A 23,560-nucleotide genomic window follows, 5' to 3' on the forward strand; every position below is an offset into this window, starting at 1 on the left:
GCAAAACGGCCCCCATCACCGAGGCAACTCGATCCTCGAAGTTTCCCCCGGCACCACAGGCCAATCCCCGGCAGCCCACCTGGCCCTTGCCTGCTCGATCAGTTCCGGGTCGCTGGCCACGAAATTCCAGTTCATCCGCCGCGGCCCATCCAGCGGTGCGCCACCTATCAGCACCAGCTGACACTCACCTTCAGCATACAACGTCACCGCTTCGCCCTCCGGAAGCACCACCAGGCTGCACGGCGCCACGTCCTCGTCATTCATCATCAGCTCACCGTCGAGCAGGTACAGCGCACGCTGCGCAGGCTCTTCTGGCACCAGCAGGGTAGTCGCCGGCTGCATCCGGACATGGGCATACAGGGTGGGGGACAGCACCGGTACCGGGGACGTCAGGCAAAACCCGCTGCCGGCAATCATGCAGATACGCACCCCCAGGCTGTCGCTGACCGGCAGGCTCGCCGCAGGGTGATGGCTGTAGCTCGCCGGCCCTTGTTCATGCTCACGCGGCGACGCCAGCCATACCTGCAGGCCGTGCAGACGTGAGCCATGGGCCAGGGCGTCCGCAGGCGTGCGCTCAACGTGGGCCACGCCGCTGCCAGCCGTCATCCAGCTGACATCGCCGGGCAGCACGTGTTGGTCCGAACCCAGGCTGTCCTTGTGCTGGATTGCCCCTTCGAACAGGTAGGTCAGGGTGGACAGGCCGATATGCGGGTGCTGGCGGATGTCCATGCCATGCCCCGGGGCGTAGTCGGTTTCGAGCATGTGGTCGAAAAACACGAACGGGCCAACGCTGCGGCACTGGGCCGATGGCAGCGGGCGCAGGATCGGCTGGCCCTCGACCGATTCGGCACGGGGGTGAATGACCAGGGGGCTGCTCATGGGACGGCTCCAGGCGAGGTGACAGTGCTTCAAGCATAACGGTTTGCCTGCCGTGGCTGAACCGTCGCGTTGGCCGGCCGGTCTATTGTTTTCATACTCGGAGAAGGAACCTGCCCATGATTGCCAGAGCGCTGGCCTGCGTGATGTTGTCTGCCTGTCTAAGCCAGGCGGCCCAGGCACGCGACTACCGCTACAGCGATGCCCATTTGCATTACGTGGACTTTTTCCAGGAAAGCGAAGGCATGCCGGCCCTGCTTGAGGCCATGGATGCTGCGGGTATCGAGCAGTCGATGATTTCCGGAATACCAGTGGCCAAAAAATGGCACGAAGACGAACCCAAACGCCCGCGCTACTACGCCGGTGATGACGCTGATGCCTACTGGTACAGCGCCACCGACACCTACGTGGCTGCGGCTCTGCAGCAGCTGCCGATCGAGCAGCGCAAACGTTTTCACCCGTTTTTGAGCGGTTTCAACCCGGTGGACAAGAACGCTGTCAGTCATATCGAGCGCATGCTCGATATGTACCCAGGGCTGTGGCAGGGCATCGGCGAGGTGTTCACCCGCCATGATGACCTGACAGCGCTGACCAGTGGCGACACGCCACGTGCCAACAATGAAGCCATGACGCGTATCTACCACCTGGCGGCCGAGCGCGACCTGCCCGTGCTCCTGCATTCCAACCTTACTTCCAAGCGCGAGCGCAACCCGCTGTACCTGGCGGAGATCGAAGAGCCGCTGCGCAATCACCCGCATACGCGATTCATCTGGGCGCACGCGGGCAGCAGCATGGAGATACACCGCCACCAGACGCAGATGGACTTTCTGCTGCCAGTGCTGACGCGATTGCTGGAGGACTATCCGAACCTGTATGTCGATTTGTCGTGGAGTGTGCTGCAGCCTTATCTGCTGAACGAGAAGGGCAAGCCGCGCGAGGAATGGCTGGCATTGGTCGAGCGCTTCCCGGAGCGGTTCATGCTGGGTTCGGATGTGGTAGGGCGGTTTGGCAGCCTGGGGGAGCAGATGCACGGGTTCAAACCGTTTCTGGATGCCTTGCCGGAGGCGGTAGCGCACAAGGTGGCCCGTGAGAACTTTCTGGCGGTGCTGCCCAAGGCGCGCCATTAGCCTGTGACGGCCTCTTCGCGGGCAACACAAACAAAAACGCCCCGAACCAGTCGGGGCGTTTTCATTTACAGCAGCAGCGTCTTACTTGCCTTCCCAGCGCTTGAGCACCAGGGTGGCGTTGGTGCCGCCAAAGCCGAAGCTGTTGCTCATGACCGTGTCGATCTTGGCGTTTTCTTCGGTTTTACGCAGGATTGGCAAGTCGGCGACTTCCGGGTCCAGCTCGTCGATGTTGGCAGAGCCGGCGATGAAGTTGTTTTCCATCATCAGCAGGCAGTAGATCGCCTCGTGCACGCCGGCAGCGCCCAGCGAGTGACCCGACAGGCTCTTGGTAGAGCTGATCTTCGGAGCCTTGTCGCCGAACACGGCACGCACGCCCTTGATCTCGGCCACGTCACCGACCGGGGTCGAGGTACCGTGGGTGTTCAGGTAGTCGATCGGGGTGTCGACGGTGGACAGCGCCTGCTGCATGCAGCGGATGGCGCCTTCGCCGCTAGGAGCAACCATGTCGTAGCCGTCGGAAGTTGCACCGTAGCCAACGATTTCGGCGTAGATCTTGGCGCCGCGGGCCAGGGCGTGTTCCAGTTCCTCGACCACGACCATGCCGCCACCGCCAGCGATGACGAAGCCATCGCGGTCAGCGTCGTAGGCGCGCGAGGCCAGTTCCGGGGTTTCGTTGCGCTTGGTCGACAGGGCGCCCATGGCATCGAACAGGAACGACTGGCTCCAGTGCTCTTCTTCACCACCGCCGGCGAAGACGATGTCCTGCTTGCCCCACTGGATCTGCTCCAGTGCGGTACCGATGCAGTGAGCCGAGGTGGCGCAGGCCGACGAGATCGAGTAGTTGATGCCCTTGATCTTGAACGGGGTGGCCAGGCATGCCGACACGGTGCTGCCCATGGTACGGGTTACCCGGTATGGGCCGACGCGCTTGACGCCCTTCTCACGCAGGGTGTCCAGCGCTTCCATCTGGTTCAGGGTCGAGGCGCCGCCGGAGCCGGCCACCAGGCCGGTACGCGGGTTGGAAACCTGCTCTTCGGTCAGGCCGGAGTCCTTGATCGCGTCCTGCATGGCCAGGTAGGCGTAGGCAGCCGCGTGGCCGACGAAGCGGTAAACCTTGCGGTCGATCAGTTCTTCGAGGTTGAGGTCGATGGACCCGGAAACCTGGCTACGCAGCCCCATTTCCTTGTATTCCGGGTTGAAACGGATACCCGGACGGCTGTTGCGCAGGTTTTCGGTGACGGTAGCTTTGTCATTGCCCAGGCACGATACGATGCCCAGACCAGTGATAACGACGCGGCGCATGCGAATAACCCTTAGAAATTGTCAGTGGAGGTGAACACGCCGACCCGCAGGCCTTCGGCAGTGTAGATCTCGCGGCCGTCGACGCTGACCGAGCCATCGGCGATGGCCATGTTCAGCTTGCCTTTCAGGACGCGCTTGATGTGAATGTTGTACGTGACTTTCTTGGCTTCAGGCAGTACCTGGCCAAAGAATTTCACCTCGCCCGAACCCAGGGCGCGGCCACGGCCCGGCAGGCCCTGCCAGCCGAGGAAGAAGCCAACCAGCTGCCACATGGCGTCGAGGCCCAGGCAGCCCGGCATTACCGGATCGCCTTCGAAATGGCAGGCGAAGAACCACAGGTCCGGGTTGATATCCAGCTCGGCGACCAACTCACCTTTGCCGTACTTGCCGCCTTCTTCGCTGATATGGGTGATGCGATCGACCATCAGCATGTTCGGCGCGGGCAGTTGCGCATTACCTGGGCCGAACAGCTCACCGCGACTGCAGCGCAGCAGGTCTTCCCGAGTAAAGGCGTGTTGTTTGGTCATGCGAGCTCCTCAATAACCCCCTGCGGCAGGGGATGAATCTTCCCGGCCGGCTCGAAAACCAAGCGCTTCGAGGCGGCAGCCTACAGGTAGACTATTGCGTTGTGGTGAAAGTCACAGCGCACCTGGTGAAAGAAGTACAGGTGTGCACTGAAACGTCTATTTTCAGGTCCGATGAAGGTCCTGTCCAGTGTTTAAGACTGCCGCAATTTAGCATTTATCGCCAGTCGCGGTTGTCTGACCGGGTAACCAGTGCTGCAGCACCCGCTGCAATTCGGTGCGGCGCAAGGGTTTGCTGAGATAATCGTCCATACCGGCGGCCATGCAACGTTCACGGTCGCCCTGCAGGGCGTTGGCGGTCAGGGCGATGATCGGTAGCCCCTTGCCGTTGGGCAACTGGCGGATGCGTCGGGTGGCTTCATAGCCGTCCAGGTGCGGCAGGCGGCAATCCATCAGCACGGCAGCAAAGCGCTGGCGGCCGACCAGTTCGACGGCTTCGAGGCCATCCTCGGCCGTGCATACTGGCACCCCCAGACTGCGCAGCATGGCTTCTACGACACTCCGGTTGACCGGATTGTCCTCCACCAGCAGTACCTTATCATTGTCCGGTACCGTCGTTTGTGCAGTTGTTGGCGGCGTCCGCGGAATGGGGGCAGGGGTGGCGAGGGCTAGCGGCATCTCCAGGGTGAAGGTCGAACCCAGGCCCTCGCGGCTTTCACCGCGTAGCTTGCCGCCCATGCGCTCGGCCAAGGTACGAGCGATCGACAACCCCAGCCCGGTGCCGCCGTAACGACGGGAAATCGAGCTGTCGGCCTGCTGGAAGGCGACGAACATCATTTCCAGGCGATCGCTGTCGATGCCGATGCCGGTGTCGCGCACGCTGCAGGTCAGCCAGATCAGCTGCCGGTCGAGCACCTGCCAGCGTGCCTCGACTTGCACTTGGCCACGTTCGGTGAACTTCAGGGCGTTGCCCACCAGGTTAAGCAGGATCTGGCGGATGCGCGTGGGGTCGCCGTTCACCTGCAACTGCTCGATACCGGCCGGCAGTTGCAGGTGCAGGCCCAGGCCGCGTTGCTGGGCGCTGTGCTGGAACGACTGGACACTGCTGGTGATCAGCTCGCCGAGGTTGAAGTCGATGTGTTCCAGTTGCAACGCGGCGCGTTCGATGCGCGAAAAATCGAGGATGTCGTTGATCACCTTAAGCAAATGCCCGGTGGACTCGCTGGCCACTGCCGTGTAATCGGCCTGTTCACTGCTCAGCGGTGTAGTTTCCAGCAGTTGCAGCATGCCCAGCACGCCATTCATCGGCGTGCGCAACTCATGGCTCATCATCGCCAGGAAATCTGATTTGGCGCGGTTGGCTTGTTCGGCCTCCTCGCGCGCCTGGATCAGTTCGGCAATGGCCTGCTTCTGTTCATCACTGGCCTGCTCCAGGGCGCTGGCCAGGTTGTTGATGTGGCGGGCCAAGTGGCCCAGCTCGCTGTCGTCGACTACCGGCAGGGGGGTGTTGTACTCGCCTTGCTGAATAGCCTTGACCGCGTGGCCCATGTCGCTGATCGGCTTGGCCAGGCTCAGGGCCAGGCGGCGTGCCAGCAAAAAGGTGAACAGCAGGGCGAACAGCGCCAGGATCCCGGCCTTGATCACGATTTCCTGCTGGCGCTGACTGAAGGCGTCATCGGACATGCCGACAATCACCCGGCCCAGGTAGTCGTCACCGATGGCCGGGAGGGTGGTTTTGCCCTGTTGCAGGAAGTCGTTGTCCAGGCGGATTTGTTGCAGGCGAATGGGCGCCTGGAACACCTCGACCTGTTGCGCGCGGTTGGCGCTTTCGTCGGACTGCTCGACGTACACCAGGATGTGGTTGCGGCTGTCCTGCACTTCCAGAAAGCGCACGTGCGGGATGCTGAGGGTGGCGCGCATCAGCCCTTCAAGCACTTCGTTGTTGCCCGAAATCACCCCGTACTCCGACGCCGGTGCCAACTGGTTGGCGATCAGTTGCCCGGTGTGGTTGAGTTCCTGGCGCAGGTCCTGGATGCGTACGAAGGTAAAGAAGCTGATCAAGAGCAAGGTCAGTAACAGGGCGGGGCCGAGGCTGATGATCTGCGTGCGGGTATGAATGTCCCAGCTCAAGCGTTTGCTCATGGGGTAGGTTCTCCCTCGGCCAGGGCCTTGGCGGCGGCGTTCTGATCGATCGGTTCCAGACCCAGGGCACGGGCCACCTGCTGGTTGCCACTGACGCCGTAGCGCATGGGGTACAGGCTGCGCGGCCAGCGCGTCGGCGGCTGATCGAGCAACTGGTCAAGCACCCACAACCAGTCGTCCTGGTCGCTGTAGGTACTGGCCAGGGCGCCGGCGCGAACGAAGCCGGCGTTCGGGCCGATCAGCGCCATCTGCCGGCCATAACTGCTCAACAGCAGATTCTTTGCAGTCTTGGAGTTGTACAAGTCAGGGTCGTCCAGGCCCAGTAGGACATCGCTGTTGCCCAGCAGATGCTGCAGGGGGCGGTTATCACGCGGATCGGACCAGTCCTGGGCAACGATCTCCAGGCCTAGCGGCCGTGCAGCATGGCGCAGTTCGTCCAGCAGGAAACTGCTGTGCTCGCCGTACAACACGCCAATGCGCCTGGCCTGCGGCAACAAGTAGCGTATCAGGCGCAGTTGCCGTCCCAACGGTGCGTCGCTCCACAAAAGTGTGAGGAACGCGGGGCGCGACTTTCCCAGGCGCTGTTCAGCCTGTACCCGGCTGACCCGCATGACCAGTGCCGGCGGGCCGGCGGTTTCCCCCAGGCGCCATTCCAGTGCTGCGCTGTCGAGCAGGATCAGGCGTTGGTCGGCTTTGAGCTTGCCTGGGCGTGGCAGGTTGGCGGTGATCTGAAACTGCACGTGATCGTGCGGTCGGCGGCTTTCCAGTGCGGCGATGAAGCTGCGGATACCGGGCTGGTCCTCAGCCCCCACCAGCAGGATTTCGCTGGCGGACAAAGGCCCCAACGGCCACAGGCACAGCAGCAACAAGCGCAGCAGCAGGGCCATCAGAACTCCAGCTCCGCGCTCACGCTCAGGCGGTGACGGCTGTCGTAGCGGTTCTGCACGGCCGTGGTCGGTTCATCGTCCAGGCGCTGCTGCCACAGCGCCGCCAGCTCCAGGTTACTGCCATACACCCGAAAGCGTTTTGCCAGGCGCAGGTCCAGACGCTCGTAGCGGTACTGGTTAAGGGCATCGTCGCCGTAGTAGAACAGCGCGCTCGACCAACCGGCACCCCATTCGCGCATCCACCCGGCCGAGCCGCTGTTGCGGGCGCTGAGGCGGCGGTCGTCGGGGTTGCTGGCCCAGGCATCGACGTAGGCATAGGTCAGGCGCAGGCGGTCGCGCAGGGTGGGACGCCAGTCCATCTGCGCCTCGCTGCCGCTGAAACGGGCCTTGTTGGCGTTGCTGGCGATGTACTGGTTGTTCCTCAGAGGCTCGCTGATCATGCCGGTGATCTCGTCGTAGAACAGCTTCACATCCAGGCTCAGGTCGATGTCGCTGAAGTAGCCGTTGTAGCCTAGCTCGCGCGAGCGCATGCGCTCCTGTTCAAGGTCGCCAGGGCCACGGGTCTTGACGAAGTACTCACCGTTTTGCAGCCCGAATGCATTAGGGGTCAGGTTCTTGACCGTGTAACTCCAGTTGACGTTGTTCTCGAACATGTCGGGCGAGCGCACCGCTTCGGAGTACACCGCACGCAGGCCGTGGCGCGGGGTGATCAGGTAGTTGACCGCGACGCGCGGGGTCAGCGAACTGCCAGACAGGCGCGAGTCTTCGAACATGGCCCCACCTTGCAGTATCCAGTGCTCGTCGGCCCGCCATTCCAGCTGGCCGAACAGACGCCAGGTCTGGTCGTCGATGCTGCCGTTGAAGTAGGTCTGCGAGTCGGCGCGGTCATAGCGGTAGTTCATGCCACTGAGCAGACGCAGGCTGTCGGTCAGGCTCAGGGTGTCCTGGATTTCCAGGTCATAGCGGGTTTCACGGGTGCTCTGGTCCACATCGCCGCAGACCGGCTGGCTGCCACCGGCCTTCCATTGCGCCTGCACTTTGTCGGAGAGCGCACTCAGCACCGGGTCGCTGGTCGTGGGCAGGTTGCCCAAGGCAACCCCGCGCGCCACTTTTTCGGCAAAGTCGGGGTTCAACTGCCACAGCTGGGTCAGTTCGGGGCTGAACGACTGCAAGGCATCACAGGCGCGCCACACTTGCTGGCGATCGAAATGCTGGGCTGAGCCCTGGATATAAAGGCTGTGTTCGGCGCTGAAGTCTTTGGTCCAGCGCAACGAGCCCGCATAGTCCTTGGCGTTGACGTCGGCATTGTTCCCGGACTCGTACTTCTGGAACACTGGCTGGTAGGTGTAGGGCCGCTGATTGCTGCCTTCCTTGGCCGCCAGTTGCCACTCCAGGGTCTGGTCGACCGCCAGGTTGTGGTTGGCGCTGAGGTTGAGGCGGGTAAGGCGGCGGCTGTCGCGGTAGTCCTGGCCGAACTGGTTCTCATCGAAGCCGTCGTCCTGTTGGCCTGACAGCGACAGGCGCATGTCGCCGCCGTCCCAACCGAAGCCGTGGCTGGCATAGAAGTCGTTGATGCCGTCCTGGCCGCGCGTCACTTTCAGCCGCGTACCATGGCTGTCAGCGGGGTGGCGGGTGAGGATGTTGACCACCGCCATCAATGCGTTGGCGCCATAGCTGACTGTGTTCGGGCCGCGGAATACCTCGATGCGCTCGATATCCTCCATGGCCAAAGGGATGTCGCTCCAGTCCACCGTGGCCAGGCCTGCGCGGTAGACCGAGCGGCCATCGATCAGTACCTGCATGCGCCGTGCGTCGTTGACGTTGCTGCCGTGGTAGTTGACCGTGGGTTGATTACCGGCACCGTAGCCGATCATCATGCCCGGTACCAGGCGCAGCAGTTCGGGGATGTCACGGGCACCGCTGGCGCGAATCAGTTCGCTGTCGAGTACGGTCATGCTGCCCGGTACAGCGGCGGGGGATTGTTTCAGGCGTGTGGCGGTCAGAACCTGTGGCAGATCGGTATTGTCGATGAACAGGTCGTCGGCCATGGCCTGACCGCCAAGCAGGGCGGTCAATAACAGCAGGCGCGGGTAAGGGGGCGTGCCAGGGAACACGGGGCTGCCTTTGTTTCAGGATTGAAACAGGCATGGTAACTGACCTTGGCGTATTTTCCAGTGATCTGCAGCGGTTTTGCAGCGTGCCTGTCTTGACGCTTTCACGGGGGCGGAAATCGAACGCCGCCCGCGCGGCGCATCGCGAGCAAGCTCGCTCCTGCATTTGTTGCAATGTGGCCATGACAGTGTCATCTGCGTTGCTAGCCTTGGCGCATGGCAGGCGAGCCGTATAATGGCGGGGTCGCCACTAACTTTTGGCTTTAATGGATTGGATATGACTGAACAGCAACCTGTTGCGGTTCTGGGCGGCGGCAGCTTCGGCACCGCCGTGGCGAACCTGCTGGCGGAAAACGGTGTGCCGGTGCGCCAATGGATGCGCGATCCGGCGCAGGCCGAGGCAATGCGTGTGAATCGCGAGAATCCGCGCTACCTCAAGGGCATCCGCTTGCACGATGGGGTTGAGCCGGTCAACGACCTGCTGGCCACCCTGCAGGCCAGTGAGCTGATCTTTGTTGCCCTGCCATCGAGTGCCTTGCGCAGCGTATTGGCACCCCATGCCGAACTGCTGCGCGGCAAAGGCCTGGTCAGCCTGACCAAGGGCATCGAAGCGCAAAGCTTCAAGCTGATGAGCCAGATCCTCGAAGAAATCGCCCCCGAGGCGCGCATCGGCGTTTTGTCGGGGCCTAACCTGGCGCGCGAAATCGCCGAACATGCACTGACTGCCACAGTGGTGGCCAGTGAGCACGAAAAACTGTGCCAGCAGGTACAGGCCGTGCTGCATGGGCGCACCTTCCGCGTCTACGCCAGTGCCGACCGTTTCGGCGTCGAACTGGGCGGGGCACTGAAGAACGTCTACGCGATCATCGCCGGCATGGCGGTGGCCTTGGGGATGGGCGAGAACACCAAGAGCATGTTGATTACCCGGGCCTTGGCCGAGATGACCCGCTTCGCCGTCAGCCAGGGCGCCAACCCCATGACCTTCCTCGGCCTGGCCGGTGTCGGTGACCTGATCGTCACCTGCTCCTCGCCCAAGAGCCGCAACTATCAGGTTGGCTACGCACTGGGTCAGGGCCAAAGCCTGGAAGAGGCGGTCAACCGCCTGGGCGAAGTGGCCGAGGGTGTCAACACGCTCAAGGTGCTCAAGAGCAAAGCCCAGCAAGTGCAGGTGTACATGCCGCTGGTCGCTGGCCTGCATGCCATCCTGTTCGAAGGCCGCACGCTGAACCAGGTGATCGAGCACCTGATGCGCGCCGAGCCCAAGACCGATGTCGATTTCATTTCCATCAGCGGTTTCAACTGAGCCCTTTGCGGCTCTGACACGAGCAAGGAGCAACACATGAACGATACGCCCGAACGCGCCCAGCGCGAGTCGATCATCCTGCGGGTGCTGTGGATGCTGGTGTTCCTGGTGGTATGGCAACTGGCCGAGGTGCTGCTGGGTGGCCTGGTGCTGGTACAGCTGATCTACCGACTGGTGTATGGGGCACCCAGCGCCAGTCTCATGAACTTCGGCGACAGCCTGAGCCAGTACCTGGCACAGATCGGCCGCTTCGGCAGTTTCCACAGCGACCAGAAGCCATGGCCGTTCGCTGACTGGCCTGCCCCGCGTGCGCCGGAAGGCGAAGCCGCGCACGCCGTGGCGCCGGCACCCCACCCGGTGCGTGACGAGGAACCCAAGCTGTGAAGCTGTGGGTACTGCGCCACGGTGAAGCTGAGCCGCGGGCCAATACAGACGCCGAGCGCCGGCTGACGGCCCATGGTCGCGAGCAGGTGCTGCACAGTGCTGCTCGCCTGATCGGGCAGCCATTGCAGGCGATTTTCGCCAGCCCTTACGTACGCGCCCAGCAGACAGCCACGCTGGTACATGAAACCCTGGGCTTCGCCGAGCCAGTGCGCACCGTGCCTTGGCTGACGCCTGAGGGGGATGTGCAGCAGGTCATCGGCGAAATCGAGCGCCTGGGGCTTGAGCATGTACTGCTGGTCAGCCATCAGCCGCTGGTGGGTACCCTGGTAGGTGCGCTGGAGCACGGTCACAAGCAACAGCCGGCGGCCATGAGCACTGCCAGCCTGGCGGAGCTGGAAGGTGACTGGCCGCTGGCCGGGCTGATGACGCTTCGGGCCATCCACTCACCCGCTTGAACTTGCGATGGCTTGTGCAGGCCGCTGTCTCGCCCGGGTCTGAATGCTGGCGTGGGTAATGATCGATAAGGCAACTGGCATTTTTGTCAGTTGTCGCGCTTCACCATCGCTTGCTAGCGTTGCCCCACGGCAAATATCAGGGAGCGGCGAATGAGGGGTGAAATGCTGGAGCTGTTGCGCTCCTTGGACCTGCAACCCACCCTGGAACAGGTTGACCAAGGTACTTCGCTGGATTTCGCCCAATACAGCCTGCTGCGCGAATCGGCCGATGCCAGGTTCTACCACCTGATGCGCAAGGTGAGCGACAACCCCAGGCTGGAGCCCACGGCGAGGCAACAATGCGAACAGGACTTGCGTACACTGCAGGACGCCTGCCTGCGGGTCTCGCACCTGCTGCAAACCAGTTGTCTGGCCTTGCGCCGCCTGCAACTGGACTACCAGGGCCAGCGTCTGGCCCGCGAGGCGCTGGAGAGCCAAGTGGCCTACATGCAGGCTTGCCTGCGGCGGTCGCTGAGCAGTTTCGACCGCTCGGCATGACCTGATCCCCCTCGCCGATGACCTTTATGGACATTGCCGAACCGCCCGCTGATGCCGACAATGGGCCATCACTCCGCTCTGGACCAGGCGCCATGTCGCAGCAGATCTTCTTCGCCCATGCCAACGGTTTTCCATCGGCCACCTATGGCAAGCTGTTTGCAGCGCTGGCGCCGGACTATCAGGTGCAGCACCTGGCCCAACATGCACATGACCCGCGCTTTCCCGTGGACGAAAACTGGCAAAGCCTGGTCGATGAACTGTTGCATCACCTGGCGCAGCAGGACCAGCCAGTCTGGGGCGTTGGCCATTCGCTGGGTGGGGTGTTGCACCTGCACGCGGCATTACGCTGCCCCGAGTACTACCGGGGGCTGGTAATGCTCGACTCTCCGGTGCTCACCCGCGCGGATCAGTGGCTGCTGCGCACAGCCAAGCGCTTTGGTTTCATCGACCGCATCACACCGGCAGGGCGCACCCTGGGGCGTCGCGAAACCTTCAACGACCGCGACAGCGCCCGGGACTATTTCGCGGGCAAGTCACTGTTCCGCCATTTCGATCCCGATTGCCTCGACGCTTATTTGGAACATGGCCTGCAGGCGGCGGAGCAGGGGCTACAGTTGCGCTTCGATCCTGCGACCGAAATCAGCATCTACCGCAGCATCCCGCATACAAGCCCCGCCCCCGCGCGCCAGTTGCAGGTGCCGCTGGCCATGGTGCGCGGCAACCGTAGCAACGTCATCCGTCGCCACCACACCTTGGCTGTGCGTGGCATGCCCAAAGGTGAATACCACAGTGTACCGGGTGGGCACATGTTCCCGCTGGAGCGCCCGACCGACACTGCCAGCCTGATCAAGGGCCTGTTCGACCGCTGGAGCCAGGCATGAGCGCGCACGTTGAGGAGATTCGCCTGAGCCTGGGCCATATCGAACTGGCTGCACACCTGTTCGGCCCCGAAGACGGGCTGCCGGTGATTGCCCTGCATGGCTGGCTGGACAACGCCAACAGCTTTGCCCGCCTGGCTCCGCAACTGAAAGGGCTGCGCATCGTCGCCCTGGACCTGGCCGGCCATGGCTATTCGGAGCACCGCCCGCTCGGCGCCGGTTATGCCCTGGCCGACTATGCCCATGACGTGCTGCGAGTGGCCGAGCAACTGGGCTGGCAGCGTTTCGCCCTGCTGGGGCATTCGTTGGGCGCGATCATTTCGGTACAACTGGCCGGGGCATTGCCCGATCGGGTCAGTCACCTGGCGTTGATCGACGGCGTCATCCCGCCGACCGGCGCCGAGCAGGACGCCGGCGAGCGCTTAGGGATGGCACTGCAAGCCCAGTTGCGGCTGGATGGCAAACGCAAGTCGGTGTACGCGACATTGGAAGCCGGTGTGCAAGCCCGAATGAAAGGCATGGTCGCGGTCAGCCGTGAGGCGGCCGAGCTGCTGGCCCAGCGTGGCCTGATGCCGGTGCCCGGTGGCTACAGCTGGCGCAGCGACAGCCGCTTGACCCTGCCCTCGCCGGTGCGCCTGAGCGAGGCCCAGGCCATGGCCTATGTGCGGCGGGTGAGTTGCCCGGCGCTGTTGGTGGTGGCTGCCGACGGCATGCTGGCACGCCACACGGGGTTGCTGGAGCAGCTACCCTTTGAACAGGTGACGCTGCCCGGCGGCCATCACCTGCACCTGAACGATGCGCAGGGCGCAGTCCTTGTCGCAGACTGTATCAATCGCTTCTTTGGCTTTGCTTGACTTGCACCGGACAAGTGTCGAGGCTTGGCGGGTTGAACAGGGAGACAACCATGCAACTGCCAGACATCCTGGAGCTTCAATTCGGCGCTGAGCGCCGCCTGGTTCGCCAATGAGCGCGCCTGTTTCCATTCGCACTGCCCTGGCAGCCTGCCTGGTGCTCGCCAGCCCCGTATTGTGGGCTGGTAGCCTGCCGGTACCGCAGGACGCCAAGGTGGTCGATCAACGCCCGGCCGTCGAGCAGGAGCGGGTCTACCCGATGGGCCCGTTGCGCAAGATCAGTGGCCGCCTGCGGGTCGATGACAAGGTCGAGAGCCGCGGTCAGGTCAGCTCGGTGACCTACGAATTGCCCGTCGAGCGTACTGCCCGTGAGGCCTTCACCAGTGCCCGCGAAGCACTTGTACGCGACGGTGGCTACCCGTTGTTCTGGTGCCAGGGGCGTGATTGCGGTGAGGCCAGCCTGTGGGCCAATGATGTATTCGCCAATGCCCGCCTCAACGGTGGCGATGAGCAGCAGGCGTTCATTCTGCTACGCCGCTCGGCAGAAGAGGCCGACACCCTGGTCGCGCTGTACAGCGTTACCCGTGGCAACCGCCGTGCCTACCTGCATGTGGAAGAGTTTATCGCAGACAGCCCGCTGGGCGAGCTGCTGCCAACCGCTGCCACGGTGCTGCGCGAAATGCTCGACACCGGCAAGCTCGACTACCCGGACCTTGCAGCGCCGCAAGACACCTGGGTAAACCTGCTGGCCCGCAGCCTGAACCTCGACAGCAGCTTGCGCGTCAGCCTCAGTGGCGCCCAGGCTGAGGCCTGGCGCGAGGCGCTGGTCAAGGCCGGGGTGCGCAGCCGCCGCCTTGAAGTCGGCAGTGCGCCTGCAGACGGCCTGCACCTTGAACTGATCCGTTGAACGAGCACCATCATGATTAACAATGATCGCCTGCTGGTCCAGATTCTGCTGGTGGCGTTGCTCGGTGCTGGCCTGTGGGTGATGGCACCGTTCATATCGGCATTGCTGTGGGGGGCCATCCTGGCCTTTGCCAGCTGGCCGTTGATGCGCTTCCTCACGCGCCTGTTGGGGGGGCGTGAGACGCTGGCAGCGGGCCTGCTGACCACGGCCTGGATCCTGATTGTGGCACTGCCGCTGGTGTGGCTGGGGTTCAACCTGGCCGATCACATTCGCGATGCTACGGCGTTTGTGCGTGATGTGCAGGTCGACGGCCTGCCCGATGCGCCGGCCTGGCTGGGCGGCATACCCTTCGTTGGCGAGCGCCTGGTCAACGGTTGGCAATCGCTTGACCAGCAAGGTGCAGCCTTGCTTGCCTCGATCAAGCCTTACTTTGGGCAGGTGGGTAACTGGTTGCTGGCTCGCAGCGCACAGATTGGCAGCGGCGTGCTGGAACTGACCCTGAGCCTGGTGTTCGTGTTCTTCTTCTACCGCGACGGGCCACGCTTGGCGGCATTCGTGCTGCGCTTGCTGCACCGGCTGATGGGCGAGCGCGCCGAGTATTACCTCGAGCTGGTAGCCGCTACCGTGCAGCGGGTGGTCAACGGGGTGATCGGCACGGCGGCCGCGCAGGCCATCCTGGCGCTGATCGGCTTCCTGATCGCGGGGGTGCCCGGGGCGATCGTGCTGGGGTTGGTGACCTTCATGCTCAGCCTCATCCCCATGGGGCCGCCGCTGGCCTGGATCCCGGCCACCGCTTGGCTGGTGTGGAAGGGCGAATACGGCATGGCAGTGTTCCTGGGCGTCTGGGGCACCTTCGTAATCAGTGGCGTGGACAACGTGCTCAAGCCTTACCTGATCAGCCGTGGCGGCAACCTGCCGCTGGTGATCGTGCTGCTGGGCGTGTTCGGTGGCTTGCTTGCCTTTGGCTTCATTGGCCTGTTCATCGGGCCGACCTTGCTGGCGGTCGGCTACAGCCTGTTGCTGGACTGGAGCCGTAACGCGGCTCAGCAGCCGCCACAACAATAAGCCTGTAACGGCCCTTTCGCGGGCTTGCCCGCTCCCACAGGTACCACACAGGCCTTGAAGGCTGTGCAGTGCCTGTGGGAGAGCGGGCGTGCCCGCGAAGAGGCCGTTACAGGCAGACCACAACGCTGATTTTACGCATTCTTTATACCCACCCCCACACCCCGCTCTCGCCCCTTTACGCCCCTCCCTCGGACAATTTCCCTAAAGCGGCCCAAGCCGTAACACGGGGAGAACCACATATGAACATGCTCGACGGGCTGTCACTGCTGCTGGCAGTGGCATTGGCGTTTTATCTGCTGGTGGCGCTGCTGCGCGCCGATCGCAGCTAGGGAGCGGCCATGCACAGTTACGATTTCGCCTTGCTCCTGGCATTCTTCGCCATTGTGCTGCTACCGGCACCCTGGCTTGGGCGGTTCTTCTTCAAGGTCATGGAGGGCCAGCGTACCTGGCTGACGCCTGTGCTGGGCCCGGTCGAGCAGGGCTGTTACCGGTTGGCAGGTGTGAACGCCAACCAGGAGCAGGACTGGCGGCAATACGCTCTGGCCCTGCTGGCGTTCAACCTGGTCGGCTTCCTGCTGCTGTTCAGCGTGCTGCTGTTGCAGGGCTACCTGCCACTCAACCCACAGCACCTGCCTGGCCAGGAATGGTCACTGGCGTTCAACACCGCCGTCAGTTTCGTTACCAATACCAACTGGCAGGCCTATAGCGGTGAGGCGTCGGTCAGCTACCTGAGCCAGATGCTTGGCCTGACCGTGCAGAACTTTGTCAGCCCTGCCACCGGCCTGGCCGTGCTGGTTGCCCTGTGCCGCGGTATCGCCCGGCGCAGTGCGACGACGCTGGGCAACTTCTGGGTCGACATGACCCGTGCCACCCTCTATGGCCTGTTGCCGCTGTGCGTGCTGCTGGCGCTGCTGCTGGTCTGGCAGGGCGTACCGCAGACCTTTGCCGACTACGCCCACGCGCTGACCTTGCAAGGTGGCGATCAGACCATTCCGTTAGGGCCGGCCGCCAGCCAGATCGCCATCAAGCAGCTGGGTACCAATGGCGGCGGCTTCTTCGGCGTCAACTCGTCGCACCCGTTCGAAAACCCTACGGCCTGGAGCAACCTGTTCGAGGTGGCGTCGATCATCCTCATTCCGGTGGCTTTGGTGTTCACCTTCGGTCACTACGTGAAGGACCTGCGCCAGAGCCGCGCCATCCTCGCCTGCATGCTTGCCCTGTTCCTGATCGGAGGCAGCACGGCATTGTGGTCCGAGCACCAGCCGAACCCAGCGCTGGAAAGCGCCCAGGTGCAGCAGACCGCCCCCCTGGAGGGCAAGGAAAGCCGCTTCGGCACCACTGGTTCGGTGCTGTGGGCGGTCACCACCACCGCTGCCTCCAACGGTTCGGTCAACGCCATGCACGACAGCCTGAACCCGCTGACCGGCATGGTGGCGATGGTCAACATGATGGTCGGCGAGGTGATCTTCGGCGGTGTTGGCGCCGGGCTGTACGGCATGTTGCTGTTCGTGCTGATCGCGGTATTTCTGGCCGGGCTGATGATTGGTCGCACGCCGGAATACCTGGGCAAGAAACTGCAGGCGCGAGAGGTGCAACTGTTGGTGGCAACGCTGCTGGTGATGCCGGTCGGTGTGCTGGTACTTGGCGCCATCGCCGCCAGCTTGCCCGGCCCGGCCGCGGCGGTCACCAACCCGGGGGCGCATGGTTTCAGCCAGTTGCTGTACGCCTATACCTCGGGCTCGGCCAACAACGGCTCGGCCTTTGCCGGCTTTGGTGCCAACACCGTGTATCACAACCTGATGATCGGCGTGGCCATGCTCATCGGCCGCTTCGGCTACATCCTGCCGATACTGGCGTTGGCCGGCAGCCTGGCGGCGAAAAAAAGCGCGCCGCTGGGGCAGAACAGCTTCCCCACCCACGGCCCGCTGTTCACCGGCTTGCTGCTGGTGACCATCCTGCTGGTCGGTGGCCTGACCTTCCTGCCGTCCCTGGCCCTTGGGCCAATCGCCGAACACCTTAGCCTGGGTTTTTGAGGACCGATCATGAACATGCCCATTCCTGAAGTGAATAGCCGGCACAGCGCCAAGGACCAGACCCGCTTCGCCGCGCTGTGGCGCCCGGCGCTGGTGCAGGCGTTCGTCAAGCTCGACCCGCGTCAGCTCAAGCGCTCACCGGTAATGCTGGTGGTGGCCCTGACCGCAGTACTGACCACCGTGCTGTGCTTTGCGCCCGGCGGCGGTGTGAGCACCGGCGTTGCGGTGCAGATCGCCCTATGGCTGTGGTTCACCGTGTTGTTTGCCAACTTCGCCGAGGCGTTGGCCGAGGGCCGGGGCAAGGCCCGCGCCGACAGCCTCAAGGCCGGCAGCCAGGGCCTGACCGCTCAGCGTCGCCAGCGTGATGGCAGCTACGAGACGGTGGCTGCCAGCGCATTGCGCAAGGATGATGTGGTACGCGTGGTCGCCGGCGAAATGATCCCCGGCGACGGCGAGGTACTTGAAGGCATTGCGGCCGTCAACGAGGCCGCCATTACCGGTGAGTCCGCGCCGGTAATACGCGAATCAGGTGGCGACCGCTCGGCGGTGACCGGCAACACGCGGCTGGTCTCCGACTGGCTGCTTATCCGCATCACCAGCAACCCGGGCGAGTCGACCCTGGACCGCATGATCGCCCTGGTCGAAGGTGCCAAGCGGCAAAAGACCCCGAACGAAATCGCCCTCGACATCCTGCTGATCGGCCTGACCCTGATTTTCCTGATCGTGGTGGTGACCTTGCAGCCGTTCGCCCACTTCGTGGGTGGCAGCCTGCCGCTGATCTTCCTGGCCGCGCTGCTGGTGACGCTGATTCCCACCACCATCGGCGGCCTGCTGTCGGCCATCGGCATCGCCGGCATGGACAGGCTGGTACGGCTGAATGTCATTGCCCGCTCGGGACGCGCCGTCGAGGCGGCCGGGGACGTGCATACACTGATGCTCGACAAGACCGGCACCATCACCTTCGGCAACCGCCGCTGCAGCGCACTGCATGCGGCACCGGGCATTACCACCAAGGAACTGGGGGAGGGCGCCTTGCTGGCTTCGCTGGCCGACGACACCGCCGAAGGCAAGTCGATTGTCGAGTACCTGCGCCAGTTGCACGACTTTGTCGAGCCGCCTGCCGGGCAGTTCGAAGCGGTGGCCTTCAGTGCCGAGACACGCCTGTCGGGCATCGACTTCCAGCAGCACCGCTACCGCAAGGGCGCCGTCGATGCGGTGCTGGCATTCGTCGGTATGCAACGCCTGGAAATGCCGGCGGCGCTGGCCCGCGAAGTCGAACGCATTGCGCAGAGTGGCGGCACACCGTTGCTGGTGTGCGTCGACAAGCGCTTGCTTGGCGTGATCCACCTCAAGGACGTGGTCAAGCCTGGTATCCGCGAGCGCTTCGCCGAGCTGCGCAAGCTGGGCATTCGCACGGTCATGGTAACCGGCGACAACCCTTTGACTGCGGCCGCCATCGCCGCCGAAGCGGGGGTCGATGACGTGCTGGCCGAGGCCACGCCCGAGAAGAAGCTGGCGCGCATTCGCCAGGAGCAGAATGAAGGCCGCCTGGTTGCCATGTGCGGCGACGGTGCCAACGACGCCCCGGCACTGGCCCAGGCTGACGTAGGCATGGCCATGAACGACGGCACTCAGGCTGCGCGGGAGGCCGCCAACATGGTCGACCTGGACAGCGACCCGACCAAGCTGCTGGACGTAGTCCAGGTCGGCAAGGAGTTGCTGGTCACCCGCGGTGCGTTGACAACGTTCTCCATTGCCAACGACGTGGCCAAATACTTCGCCATCCTGCCGGCGCTGTTCGCTGCCATCTACCCGCAACTGGGTGTGCTCAACCTGATGCAACTGGCCAGCCCGCAGAGCGCGATCCTGTCGGCCATTGTGTTCAACGCGCTGATCATCATCGTGCTGATCCCGCTGGCGCTGCGTGGCGTGCGCGTGCAGGCGGTCAGTGCGGCGCACCTGTTGCGGCGCAACCTGCTGATCTACGGGCTGGGTGGCATTGTGGTGCCGTTTGCCGGGATCAAGCTGATCGACCTGCTGCTCAATGCCCTGAACCTGGTCTGAGGAGGCCACCATGACTGCTTATCTGCGCCCGGCATTGAGCTTGGCTTTGTTGATGACCCTGGTGACCGGCGCCCTGTATCCGCTGGCGGTGACCGGTATTGCTCAGGTCGCTTTCCCGAACCAGGCCAACGGTAGCCTGGTGCGCGATGCGCAAGGGCAGGTGCGGGGTTCGGCATTGATCGCCCAGGACTTCCAGGGCGATGGCTGGTTCCACTCGCGGCCTTCGGCAGGTGCCTACGGGACCGTGGCCAGCGGCGCCAGCAACCTGTCGCCGAGCAACCCGGCGCTGGCTGAGCGGGTAAAGGGCGATGCGGCCACGTTGTATCAGGCGCAGCAGGGGCCAGTGCCGCAGGCGCTGCTGACCACCTCGGGCAGCGGCCTGGACCCGCACTTGCCACCTGAGGCCTTGGCCTATCAGATCCCGCGGGTGGCGGCGGCACGGCAGCTGCCGGTCGAGCGCTTGCAAGCCTTGCTGGAACAGGCCACCCTCCACCCATTGATCGGCCCGCCGGTGGTCAATGTGCTGGCGTTGAACCAGGCCTTGGAAAAGCTCGCCATTGTCAGGTAATCGAAGCGCTGGCAGGAAGCCTGTAGGAGCGGGTTCACCCGCGAATGCGGTGGTGGTGCCACTGACGTATTCGCGGGTGGACCCGCTTCTACAGTTATGGGGGCTTTCCCTGAATTGGCCGACTGCTGGAAAAAGCAAAGGATGAAACATGAGTGACTCCACCCGCGCCGATGCGCTGTTGGCCAACCTCCCGCGAAATGGCCGGGGCCGGCTGAAGGTGTTCCTCGGCGCCGCCCCTGGCGTCGGCAAGACCTTCGCCATGCTCCAGGCCGCCCACGCCCAGCAACGCCAGGGCGTGAAGGTGCTGGCCGGCGTTGTCGAAACCCACGGCCGCGCTGAAACCGAGGTGCTGCTCGCGGGCCTTCAACAGCAACCTCTGCTGCGCAGCCAGTATCGCGGTGTCACCCTCGAGGAAATGGACCTCGACGGCCTGCTGCGGGCCGCGCCGGCCTTGGCCCTGGTGGACGAACTGGCCCACACGAACGCCCCCGGCAGCCGCCACGCCAAGCGTTGGCAGGACGTACAGGAACTGTTGGCCGCTGGCATTGATGTATTCACGACGGTCAACGTCCAGCACCTGGAAAGCCTCAACGACAAGGTCCGCGACATTACCGGCGTGCAAGTGCGCGAGACCCTGCCGGACTGGGTGCTGCAGGAAGCCTTCGAGCTGGTGCTGATCGACCTGCCACCGCGAGAGCTGCTTGAACGCCTGCGTGAAGGCAAGGTGTACGTGCCCGAGCAGGCTCGGGCGGCCATTGATGCGTTCTTTTCGCAAACCAACCTCACCGCCCTGCGCGAGCTGGCCATGCAGACCGCCGCTGCTCAGGTCGATGCCGACCTGGCCCACGGCTATCGTCAGCGCGGCCAGGAAGCGCCGGCCTTGCGCGGCCGGTTGCTGGTGGGCATAGACGGTGACGACCAGGCCGAACGCCTGGTGCGCCATGCCAGCCGCGTGGCCCAGCGCCGCCACCTGCCCTGGAGCCTGGTGCATGTGGACAACGGCCGCCTGCGTGACGAAACCGCACGGCATCGTTTGCAAGCCGCGCAGCAACTGGCCGAGCGACTGGGCGGGGAGGTGGTGCTGCTGCGTGCTGGCGAAGTGGCCCGTACGCTGATCCAGCATGCTGTCGAGCGGCGGGCCAGCCTGGTGCTGGTCGGGCAGTCCCGTGACCGCCTGCGCAGGCGTTTGTTCGGCACCGGTGTGGCGGCGCGGCTGCTGCGCGAGAGTCATGGCCTGGAAATCAACGTGCTGGACCGTGATGTGCAGCCGCCAGCGCCGCGTTCGGCGGTGCGGCGGGTGTGGGTGTGGCGTCATTACCTGCTGGCGCTGCTGGCCACCGTGATGGCTGCGGGTCTGGCCTGGGCGGTGTCCAGCGTGCTCGCATTGCCCAATATCTCGCTGGTGTTCCTGGCGGCGGTGTTGCTGGTGGCGGTGCGCAGTAGCCTGGGACCTGCGCTGGCTTGCGCCGCGCTGTCGTTCCTGGTCTATGACTTCCTGTTCATACCGCCCAACTTCTCGTTCACCATCCAGCGCGAAGAAGACGTGCTGACACTGGTGTTTTTTCTGTTGATGGCTGCGCTTACCGGCAACCTGGCCGCGCGTCAGCGTCGCCAGTTGCAGGCGCTGCGCGAGACCCAGGCGCAGACCAGCCAGTTGCTCGACCTGTCTCGCCGGTTGACGGTAGCCACCGACCGCCAAGCCATATTCAAGGCTGCCGGCCAGCACCTGGACGGCTGGCAGGACACCCAGGTGTGCTTGCTGGAGCGCAACGCCGAAGGCCAGTTGCAAGTGGCCAGTGGGGAAGCCCACACTTTCAGCGACACCGAACGGGCTGCTGCCGATTGGGCCTGGCAGCACGTGCAGGCCGCTGGCCACGGCAGCGATACCCTGCCCGATGGCCGCTGGTGGTGGTGGCCGTTGGCGGTGGACGAGCAGCCTCTGGCGTTGCTGGGCGTGCGCCCGCGCACCGGGCGGCCGCTCAGCGACCCACGCAGGCGCCTGCTCACTGCTCTTGGCCAGCCCTTGGCCCAGGCCCTGGCCCGCGCACGCTTGGCTGAACAGTTGGAAGCCGCACGCCTGCACGGCGAAACCGAGCAACTGCGCAGTGCTCTGCTGGCCTCCGTATCCCATGACTTGCGCACGCCGTTGACCGCCATGCGTGGCAGCATCGACAGCCTGCTGGCGTTGGGCGATGCGATCCCGGCTGAAGACCGCCGCGAGCTGCTGGAGGGCACCCGCAACGAGGCCGAGCGTCTTGATCGCTACATCCAGAACCTGCTGGACATGACCCGCCTGGGCCATGGCGGCCTCAAGCTGGCCCGCGACTGGGTGGCCCCGGCGGATATCGTCGGCAGTGCGCTCAACCGCTTGCGGGTGGTGCTGGCGCCGCTGCGTGTGCACACGGACGTGCCGGCCGAGCTGCCATTGCTGTTCGTGCATGCGGCGTTGATCGAGCAGGCGCTGGTCAACGTGCTGGAAAACGCCGCACGCTTTTCGCCGGCCAATGGTCGGCTTGAGCTGCAGGTGGCCGTGCATGACGACCAGTTGCGCCTGACCGTCAGCGACCAGGGCCCCGGCATTCCCGTGGCCGACCGCGAGAAGATCTTCGACATGTTCTATACCGCCGCCCGTGGTGACCGCGGTGGGCAGGGTACCGGGCTGGGCCTGGCTATCTGCCAGGGCATGATCGGTGCCCATGGCGGGCAGATTCTGGTGGGCGAAGGCATTGATGGCCAAGGCACCAGCATCACTTTATGCTTGCCGCTGCCTCCTCAACCTGAAGCCGAAAGCGAAACCCCATGAGCCAGTCCGCCACCCTGTTGGTCATCGACGATGAACCGCAGATCCGCAAGTTCCTGCGTATCAGCCTGGCCTCGCAAGGCTACAAGGTGCTGGAGGCCGCCACCGGTGCCGAAGGGTTGGCCCAGGCGGCACTGGGCAAGCCGGACCTGGTGGTGCTCGACCTGGGGCTGCCGGACATGGACGGCCAGCAGGTACTGCGTGAATTGCGTGAATGGAGTGCAGTGCCGGTGATGGTGTTGTCGGTGCGTGCCAGTGAAGTGCAGAAGGTCGATGCGCTGGATGGTGGCGCCAATGACTATGTGACCAAGCCGTTCGGTATCCAGGAGTTTCTCGCGCGCGTGCGGGCTTTGCTGCGCCAGGTGCCACAAGCTGGCGGCTCGGAAGTGGCGGCCTGCTTTGGGCCGCTGACGGTGGATTTTGCCTTCCGGCGGGTGACGCTCGATGGTGTGGAGGTGGCATTGACGCGCAAGGAGTATGCGTTGCTGGCGCTGTTGGCCGGGCACCCCGGGCGGGTGATTACCCAGCAGCAGCTGCTCAAGGATATCTGGGGGCCTACCCATGCGGAGGATACCCACTACCTGCGGATCGTGGTCGGGCATCTGCGACAGAAACTGGGCGATGACCCCACGGCGCCGCGGTTCATCATTACCGAGGCGGGGGTTGGGTACAGGTTGGTAGCGCCGACAGCATAATCCCACAGCCCAAAGGGTTCGTCGGGCGCCTGCTGGGCAGGGTCTCGCACA

General features: G+C 64.0%; 21 protein-coding genes. 15 read left to right on the forward strand and 6 right to left on the reverse strand.

Annotated elements, in window-relative coordinates; all coding sequences use genetic code 11:
• Positions 1-15 precede the first annotated feature (15 nt).
• Complete coding sequence (locus ACF8EA_RS23150) at positions 16-879, reverse strand: pirin family protein (protein WP_319298483.1); 864 nt, start codon at positions 877-879, stop codon at positions 16-18.
• A 116-nt stretch (positions 880-995) separates the two neighbouring features.
• Between ACF8EA_RS23150 and ACF8EA_RS23155 the strand changes: the two genes are divergently transcribed.
• Positions 996-2,003 (forward strand): amidohydrolase family protein, encoded by a 1,008-nt coding sequence (locus ACF8EA_RS23155; RefSeq protein WP_392523402.1) that lies wholly within the window; start codon positions 996-998, stop codon positions 2,001-2,003.
• A gap of 81 nt (positions 2,004-2,084) precedes the next feature.
• On the opposite strand, the gene fabB is transcribed toward ACF8EA_RS23155, so the two are convergent.
• The 5 genes from fabB to ACF8EA_RS23180 all read right to left on the reverse strand — a co-directional run bounded on the left by fabB (position 2,085) and on the right by ACF8EA_RS23180 (position 8,972).
• Entirely contained in the window at positions 2,085-3,305 is a 1,221-nt protein-coding gene (gene fabB / locus ACF8EA_RS23160) for a beta-ketoacyl-ACP synthase I (RefSeq protein WP_021785478.1), read from the reverse strand.
• An 11-nt stretch (positions 3,306-3,316) separates the two neighbouring features.
• A complete protein-coding gene (fabA, locus tag ACF8EA_RS23165; RefSeq protein WP_003251509.1) occupies positions 3,317-3,832 on the reverse strand; it encodes a 3-hydroxyacyl-[acyl-carrier-protein] dehydratase FabA in 516 nt (171 codons plus the stop codon).
• Positions 3,833-4,039: 207 nt separating this feature from the next.
• Positions 4,040-5,971, reverse strand: coding sequence for an ATP-binding protein (locus tag ACF8EA_RS23170; protein WP_084850704.1), 1,932 nt, complete (start codon positions 5,969-5,971; stop codon positions 4,040-4,042).
• Positions 5,968-6,858 (reverse strand): ABC transporter substrate-binding protein, encoded by an 891-nt coding sequence (locus ACF8EA_RS23175; RefSeq protein ID WP_330509119.1) that lies wholly within the window; start codon positions 6,856-6,858, stop codon positions 5,968-5,970. The genes ACF8EA_RS23170 and ACF8EA_RS23175 overlap by 4 nt, the downstream gene beginning before the upstream one ends.
• Positions 6,858-8,972 (reverse strand): TonB-dependent receptor domain-containing protein, encoded by a 2,115-nt coding sequence (locus ACF8EA_RS23180; protein WP_323601569.1) that lies wholly within the window; start codon positions 8,970-8,972, stop codon positions 6,858-6,860. The genes ACF8EA_RS23175 and ACF8EA_RS23180 overlap by 1 nt, the downstream gene beginning before the upstream one ends.
• A gap of 274 nt (positions 8,973-9,246) precedes the next feature.
• Between ACF8EA_RS23180 and ACF8EA_RS23185 the strand changes: the two genes are divergently transcribed.
• The 14 genes from ACF8EA_RS23185 (at position 9,247) to ACF8EA_RS23250 (ending at position 23,509) form a co-directional block, all read left to right on the forward strand.
• A complete protein-coding gene (locus ACF8EA_RS23185) occupies positions 9,247-10,272 on the forward strand; it encodes an NAD(P)H-dependent glycerol-3-phosphate dehydrogenase (protein ID WP_325950587.1) in 1,026 nt (341 codons plus the stop codon).
• Positions 10,273-10,308: 36 nt separating this feature from the next.
• Complete coding sequence (locus tag ACF8EA_RS23190) at positions 10,309-10,656, forward strand: DUF4389 domain-containing protein (protein WP_252459068.1); 348 nt, start codon at positions 10,309-10,311, stop codon at positions 10,654-10,656.
• A complete protein-coding gene (sixA, locus tag ACF8EA_RS23195) occupies positions 10,653-11,111 on the forward strand; it encodes a phosphohistidine phosphatase SixA (protein WP_392523405.1) in 459 nt (152 codons plus the stop codon). The genes ACF8EA_RS23190 and sixA overlap by 4 nt, the downstream gene beginning before the upstream one ends.
• A 162-nt stretch (positions 11,112-11,273) precedes the next feature.
• Positions 11,274-11,648: a hypothetical protein gene (locus tag ACF8EA_RS23200; RefSeq protein WP_325951013.1), complete on the forward strand. Its 375-nt coding sequence runs from the start codon at positions 11,274-11,276 to the stop codon at positions 11,646-11,648.
• A gap of 92 nt (positions 11,649-11,740) precedes the next feature.
• Positions 11,741-12,529, forward strand: coding sequence for an alpha/beta fold hydrolase (locus ACF8EA_RS23205; RefSeq protein WP_392523407.1), 789 nt, complete (start codon positions 11,741-11,743; stop codon positions 12,527-12,529).
• A complete protein-coding gene (locus ACF8EA_RS23210) occupies positions 12,526-13,380 on the forward strand; it encodes an alpha/beta hydrolase (protein ID WP_176682187.1) in 855 nt (284 codons plus the stop codon). The genes ACF8EA_RS23205 and ACF8EA_RS23210 overlap by 4 nt, the downstream gene beginning before the upstream one ends.
• 109 nt (positions 13,381-13,489) lie before the next feature.
• On the forward strand, positions 13,490-14,284 hold the full coding sequence (locus tag ACF8EA_RS23215; RefSeq protein WP_021785487.1) for a DUF4892 domain-containing protein: 795 nt from the start codon (positions 13,490-13,492) through the stop codon (positions 14,282-14,284).
• Positions 14,285-14,296: 12 nt separating this feature from the next.
• Positions 14,297-15,349, forward strand: a complete 1,053-nt coding sequence (locus ACF8EA_RS23220; RefSeq protein ID WP_021785488.1) for an AI-2E family transporter — start codon at positions 14,297-14,299, stop codon at positions 15,347-15,349.
• A 239-nt stretch (positions 15,350-15,588) separates the two neighbouring features.
• A complete protein-coding gene (gene kdpF / locus ACF8EA_RS23225) occupies positions 15,589-15,678 on the forward strand; it encodes a K(+)-transporting ATPase subunit F (protein WP_003251485.1) in 90 nt (29 codons plus the stop codon).
• Positions 15,679-15,687: 9 nt separating this feature from the next.
• Positions 15,688-17,382, forward strand: coding sequence for a potassium-transporting ATPase subunit KdpA (kdpA, locus tag ACF8EA_RS23230; protein WP_392523409.1), 1,695 nt, complete (start codon positions 15,688-15,690; stop codon positions 17,380-17,382).
• 9 nt (positions 17,383-17,391) lie between these two features.
• The gene (gene kdpB, locus ACF8EA_RS23235; protein WP_101196443.1) at positions 17,392-19,446 is read left to right on the forward strand and encodes a potassium-transporting ATPase subunit KdpB; all 2,055 of its coding nucleotides are present in this window, start codon (positions 17,392-17,394) and stop codon (positions 19,444-19,446) included.
• Positions 19,447-19,456: 10 nt separating this feature from the next.
• Positions 19,457-20,014, forward strand: a complete 558-nt coding sequence (gene kdpC, locus ACF8EA_RS23240) for a potassium-transporting ATPase subunit KdpC (RefSeq protein WP_392523411.1) — start codon at positions 19,457-19,459, stop codon at positions 20,012-20,014.
• Between the two features lie 148 nt (positions 20,015-20,162).
• Positions 20,163-22,817, forward strand: coding sequence for a DUF4118 domain-containing protein (locus ACF8EA_RS23245; RefSeq protein WP_392523413.1), 2,655 nt, complete (start codon positions 20,163-20,165; stop codon positions 22,815-22,817).
• Positions 22,814-23,509 carry a response regulator gene (locus ACF8EA_RS23250; RefSeq protein WP_021785493.1) on the forward strand — a complete coding sequence of 232 codons (696 nt, stop codon included), beginning with the start codon at positions 22,814-22,816 and terminating at the stop codon, positions 23,507-23,509. Before ACF8EA_RS23245 ends, ACF8EA_RS23250 begins: the two co-directional genes overlap by 4 nt.
• The last annotated feature ends 51 nt before the right edge of the window (positions 23,510-23,560 follow it).

Source organism: Pseudomonas sp. YQ_5, from assembly GCF_043103305.1.
In the GTDB taxonomy this organism is placed as follows: domain Bacteria; phylum Pseudomonadota; class Gammaproteobacteria; order Pseudomonadales; family Pseudomonadaceae; genus Aquipseudomonas; species Aquipseudomonas putida_Y.

Excerpts from the sequence above, each read along its gene's own strand:
- kdpA (WP_392523409.1), top strand. The coding sequence starts at position 15,688 with ATGCACAGTTACGATTTCGCCTTGCTCCTGGCATTCTTCGCCATTGTG.
- ACF8EA_RS23190 (WP_252459068.1), top strand. The coding sequence starts at position 10,309 with ATGAACGATACGCCCGAACGCGCCCAGCGCGAGTCGATCATCCTGCGG.
- ACF8EA_RS23245 (WP_392523413.1), top strand. The coding sequence starts at position 20,163 with ATGAGTGACTCCACCCGCGCCGATGCGCTGTTGGCCAACCTCCCGCGA.
- ACF8EA_RS23155 (WP_392523402.1), top strand. The coding sequence starts at position 996 with ATGATTGCCAGAGCGCTGGCCTGCGTGATGTTGTCTGCCTGTCTAAGC.
- ACF8EA_RS23175 (WP_330509119.1), bottom strand. The coding sequence starts at position 6,858 with ATGGCCCTGCTGCTGCGCTTGTTGCTGCTGTGCCTGTGGCCGTTGGGG.
- ACF8EA_RS23250 (WP_021785493.1), top strand. The coding sequence starts at position 22,814 with ATGAGCCAGTCCGCCACCCTGTTGGTCATCGACGATGAACCGCAGATC.
- ACF8EA_RS23205 (WP_392523407.1), top strand. The coding sequence starts at position 11,741 with ATGTCGCAGCAGATCTTCTTCGCCCATGCCAACGGTTTTCCATCGGCC.
- ACF8EA_RS23215 (WP_021785487.1), top strand. The coding sequence starts at position 13,490 with ATGAGCGCGCCTGTTTCCATTCGCACTGCCCTGGCAGCCTGCCTGGTG.
- ACF8EA_RS23220 (WP_021785488.1), top strand. The coding sequence starts at position 14,297 with ATGATTAACAATGATCGCCTGCTGGTCCAGATTCTGCTGGTGGCGTTG.
- ACF8EA_RS23200 (WP_325951013.1), top strand. The coding sequence starts at position 11,274 with ATGCTGGAGCTGTTGCGCTCCTTGGACCTGCAACCCACCCTGGAACAG.
- ACF8EA_RS23210 (WP_176682187.1), top strand. The coding sequence starts at position 12,526 with ATGAGCGCGCACGTTGAGGAGATTCGCCTGAGCCTGGGCCATATCGAA.
- ACF8EA_RS23150 (WP_319298483.1), bottom strand. The coding sequence starts at position 879 with ATGAGCAGCCCCCTGGTCATTCACCCCCGTGCCGAATCGGTCGAGGGC.
- kdpF (WP_003251485.1), top strand. The coding sequence starts at position 15,589 with ATGAACATGCTCGACGGGCTGTCACTGCTGCTGGCAGTGGCATTGGCG.
- ACF8EA_RS23170 (WP_084850704.1), bottom strand. The coding sequence starts at position 5,971 with ATGAGCAAACGCTTGAGCTGGGACATTCATACCCGCACGCAGATCATC.
- fabB (WP_021785478.1), bottom strand. The coding sequence starts at position 3,305 with ATGCGCCGCGTCGTTATCACTGGTCTGGGCATCGTATCGTGCCTGGGC.
- fabA (WP_003251509.1), bottom strand. The coding sequence starts at position 3,832 with ATGACCAAACAACACGCCTTTACTCGGGAAGACCTGCTGCGCTGCAGT.
- ACF8EA_RS23185 (WP_325950587.1), top strand. The coding sequence starts at position 9,247 with ATGACTGAACAGCAACCTGTTGCGGTTCTGGGCGGCGGCAGCTTCGGC.
- kdpB (WP_101196443.1), top strand. The coding sequence starts at position 17,392 with ATGAACATGCCCATTCCTGAAGTGAATAGCCGGCACAGCGCCAAGGAC.
- kdpC (WP_392523411.1), top strand. The coding sequence starts at position 19,457 with ATGACTGCTTATCTGCGCCCGGCATTGAGCTTGGCTTTGTTGATGACC.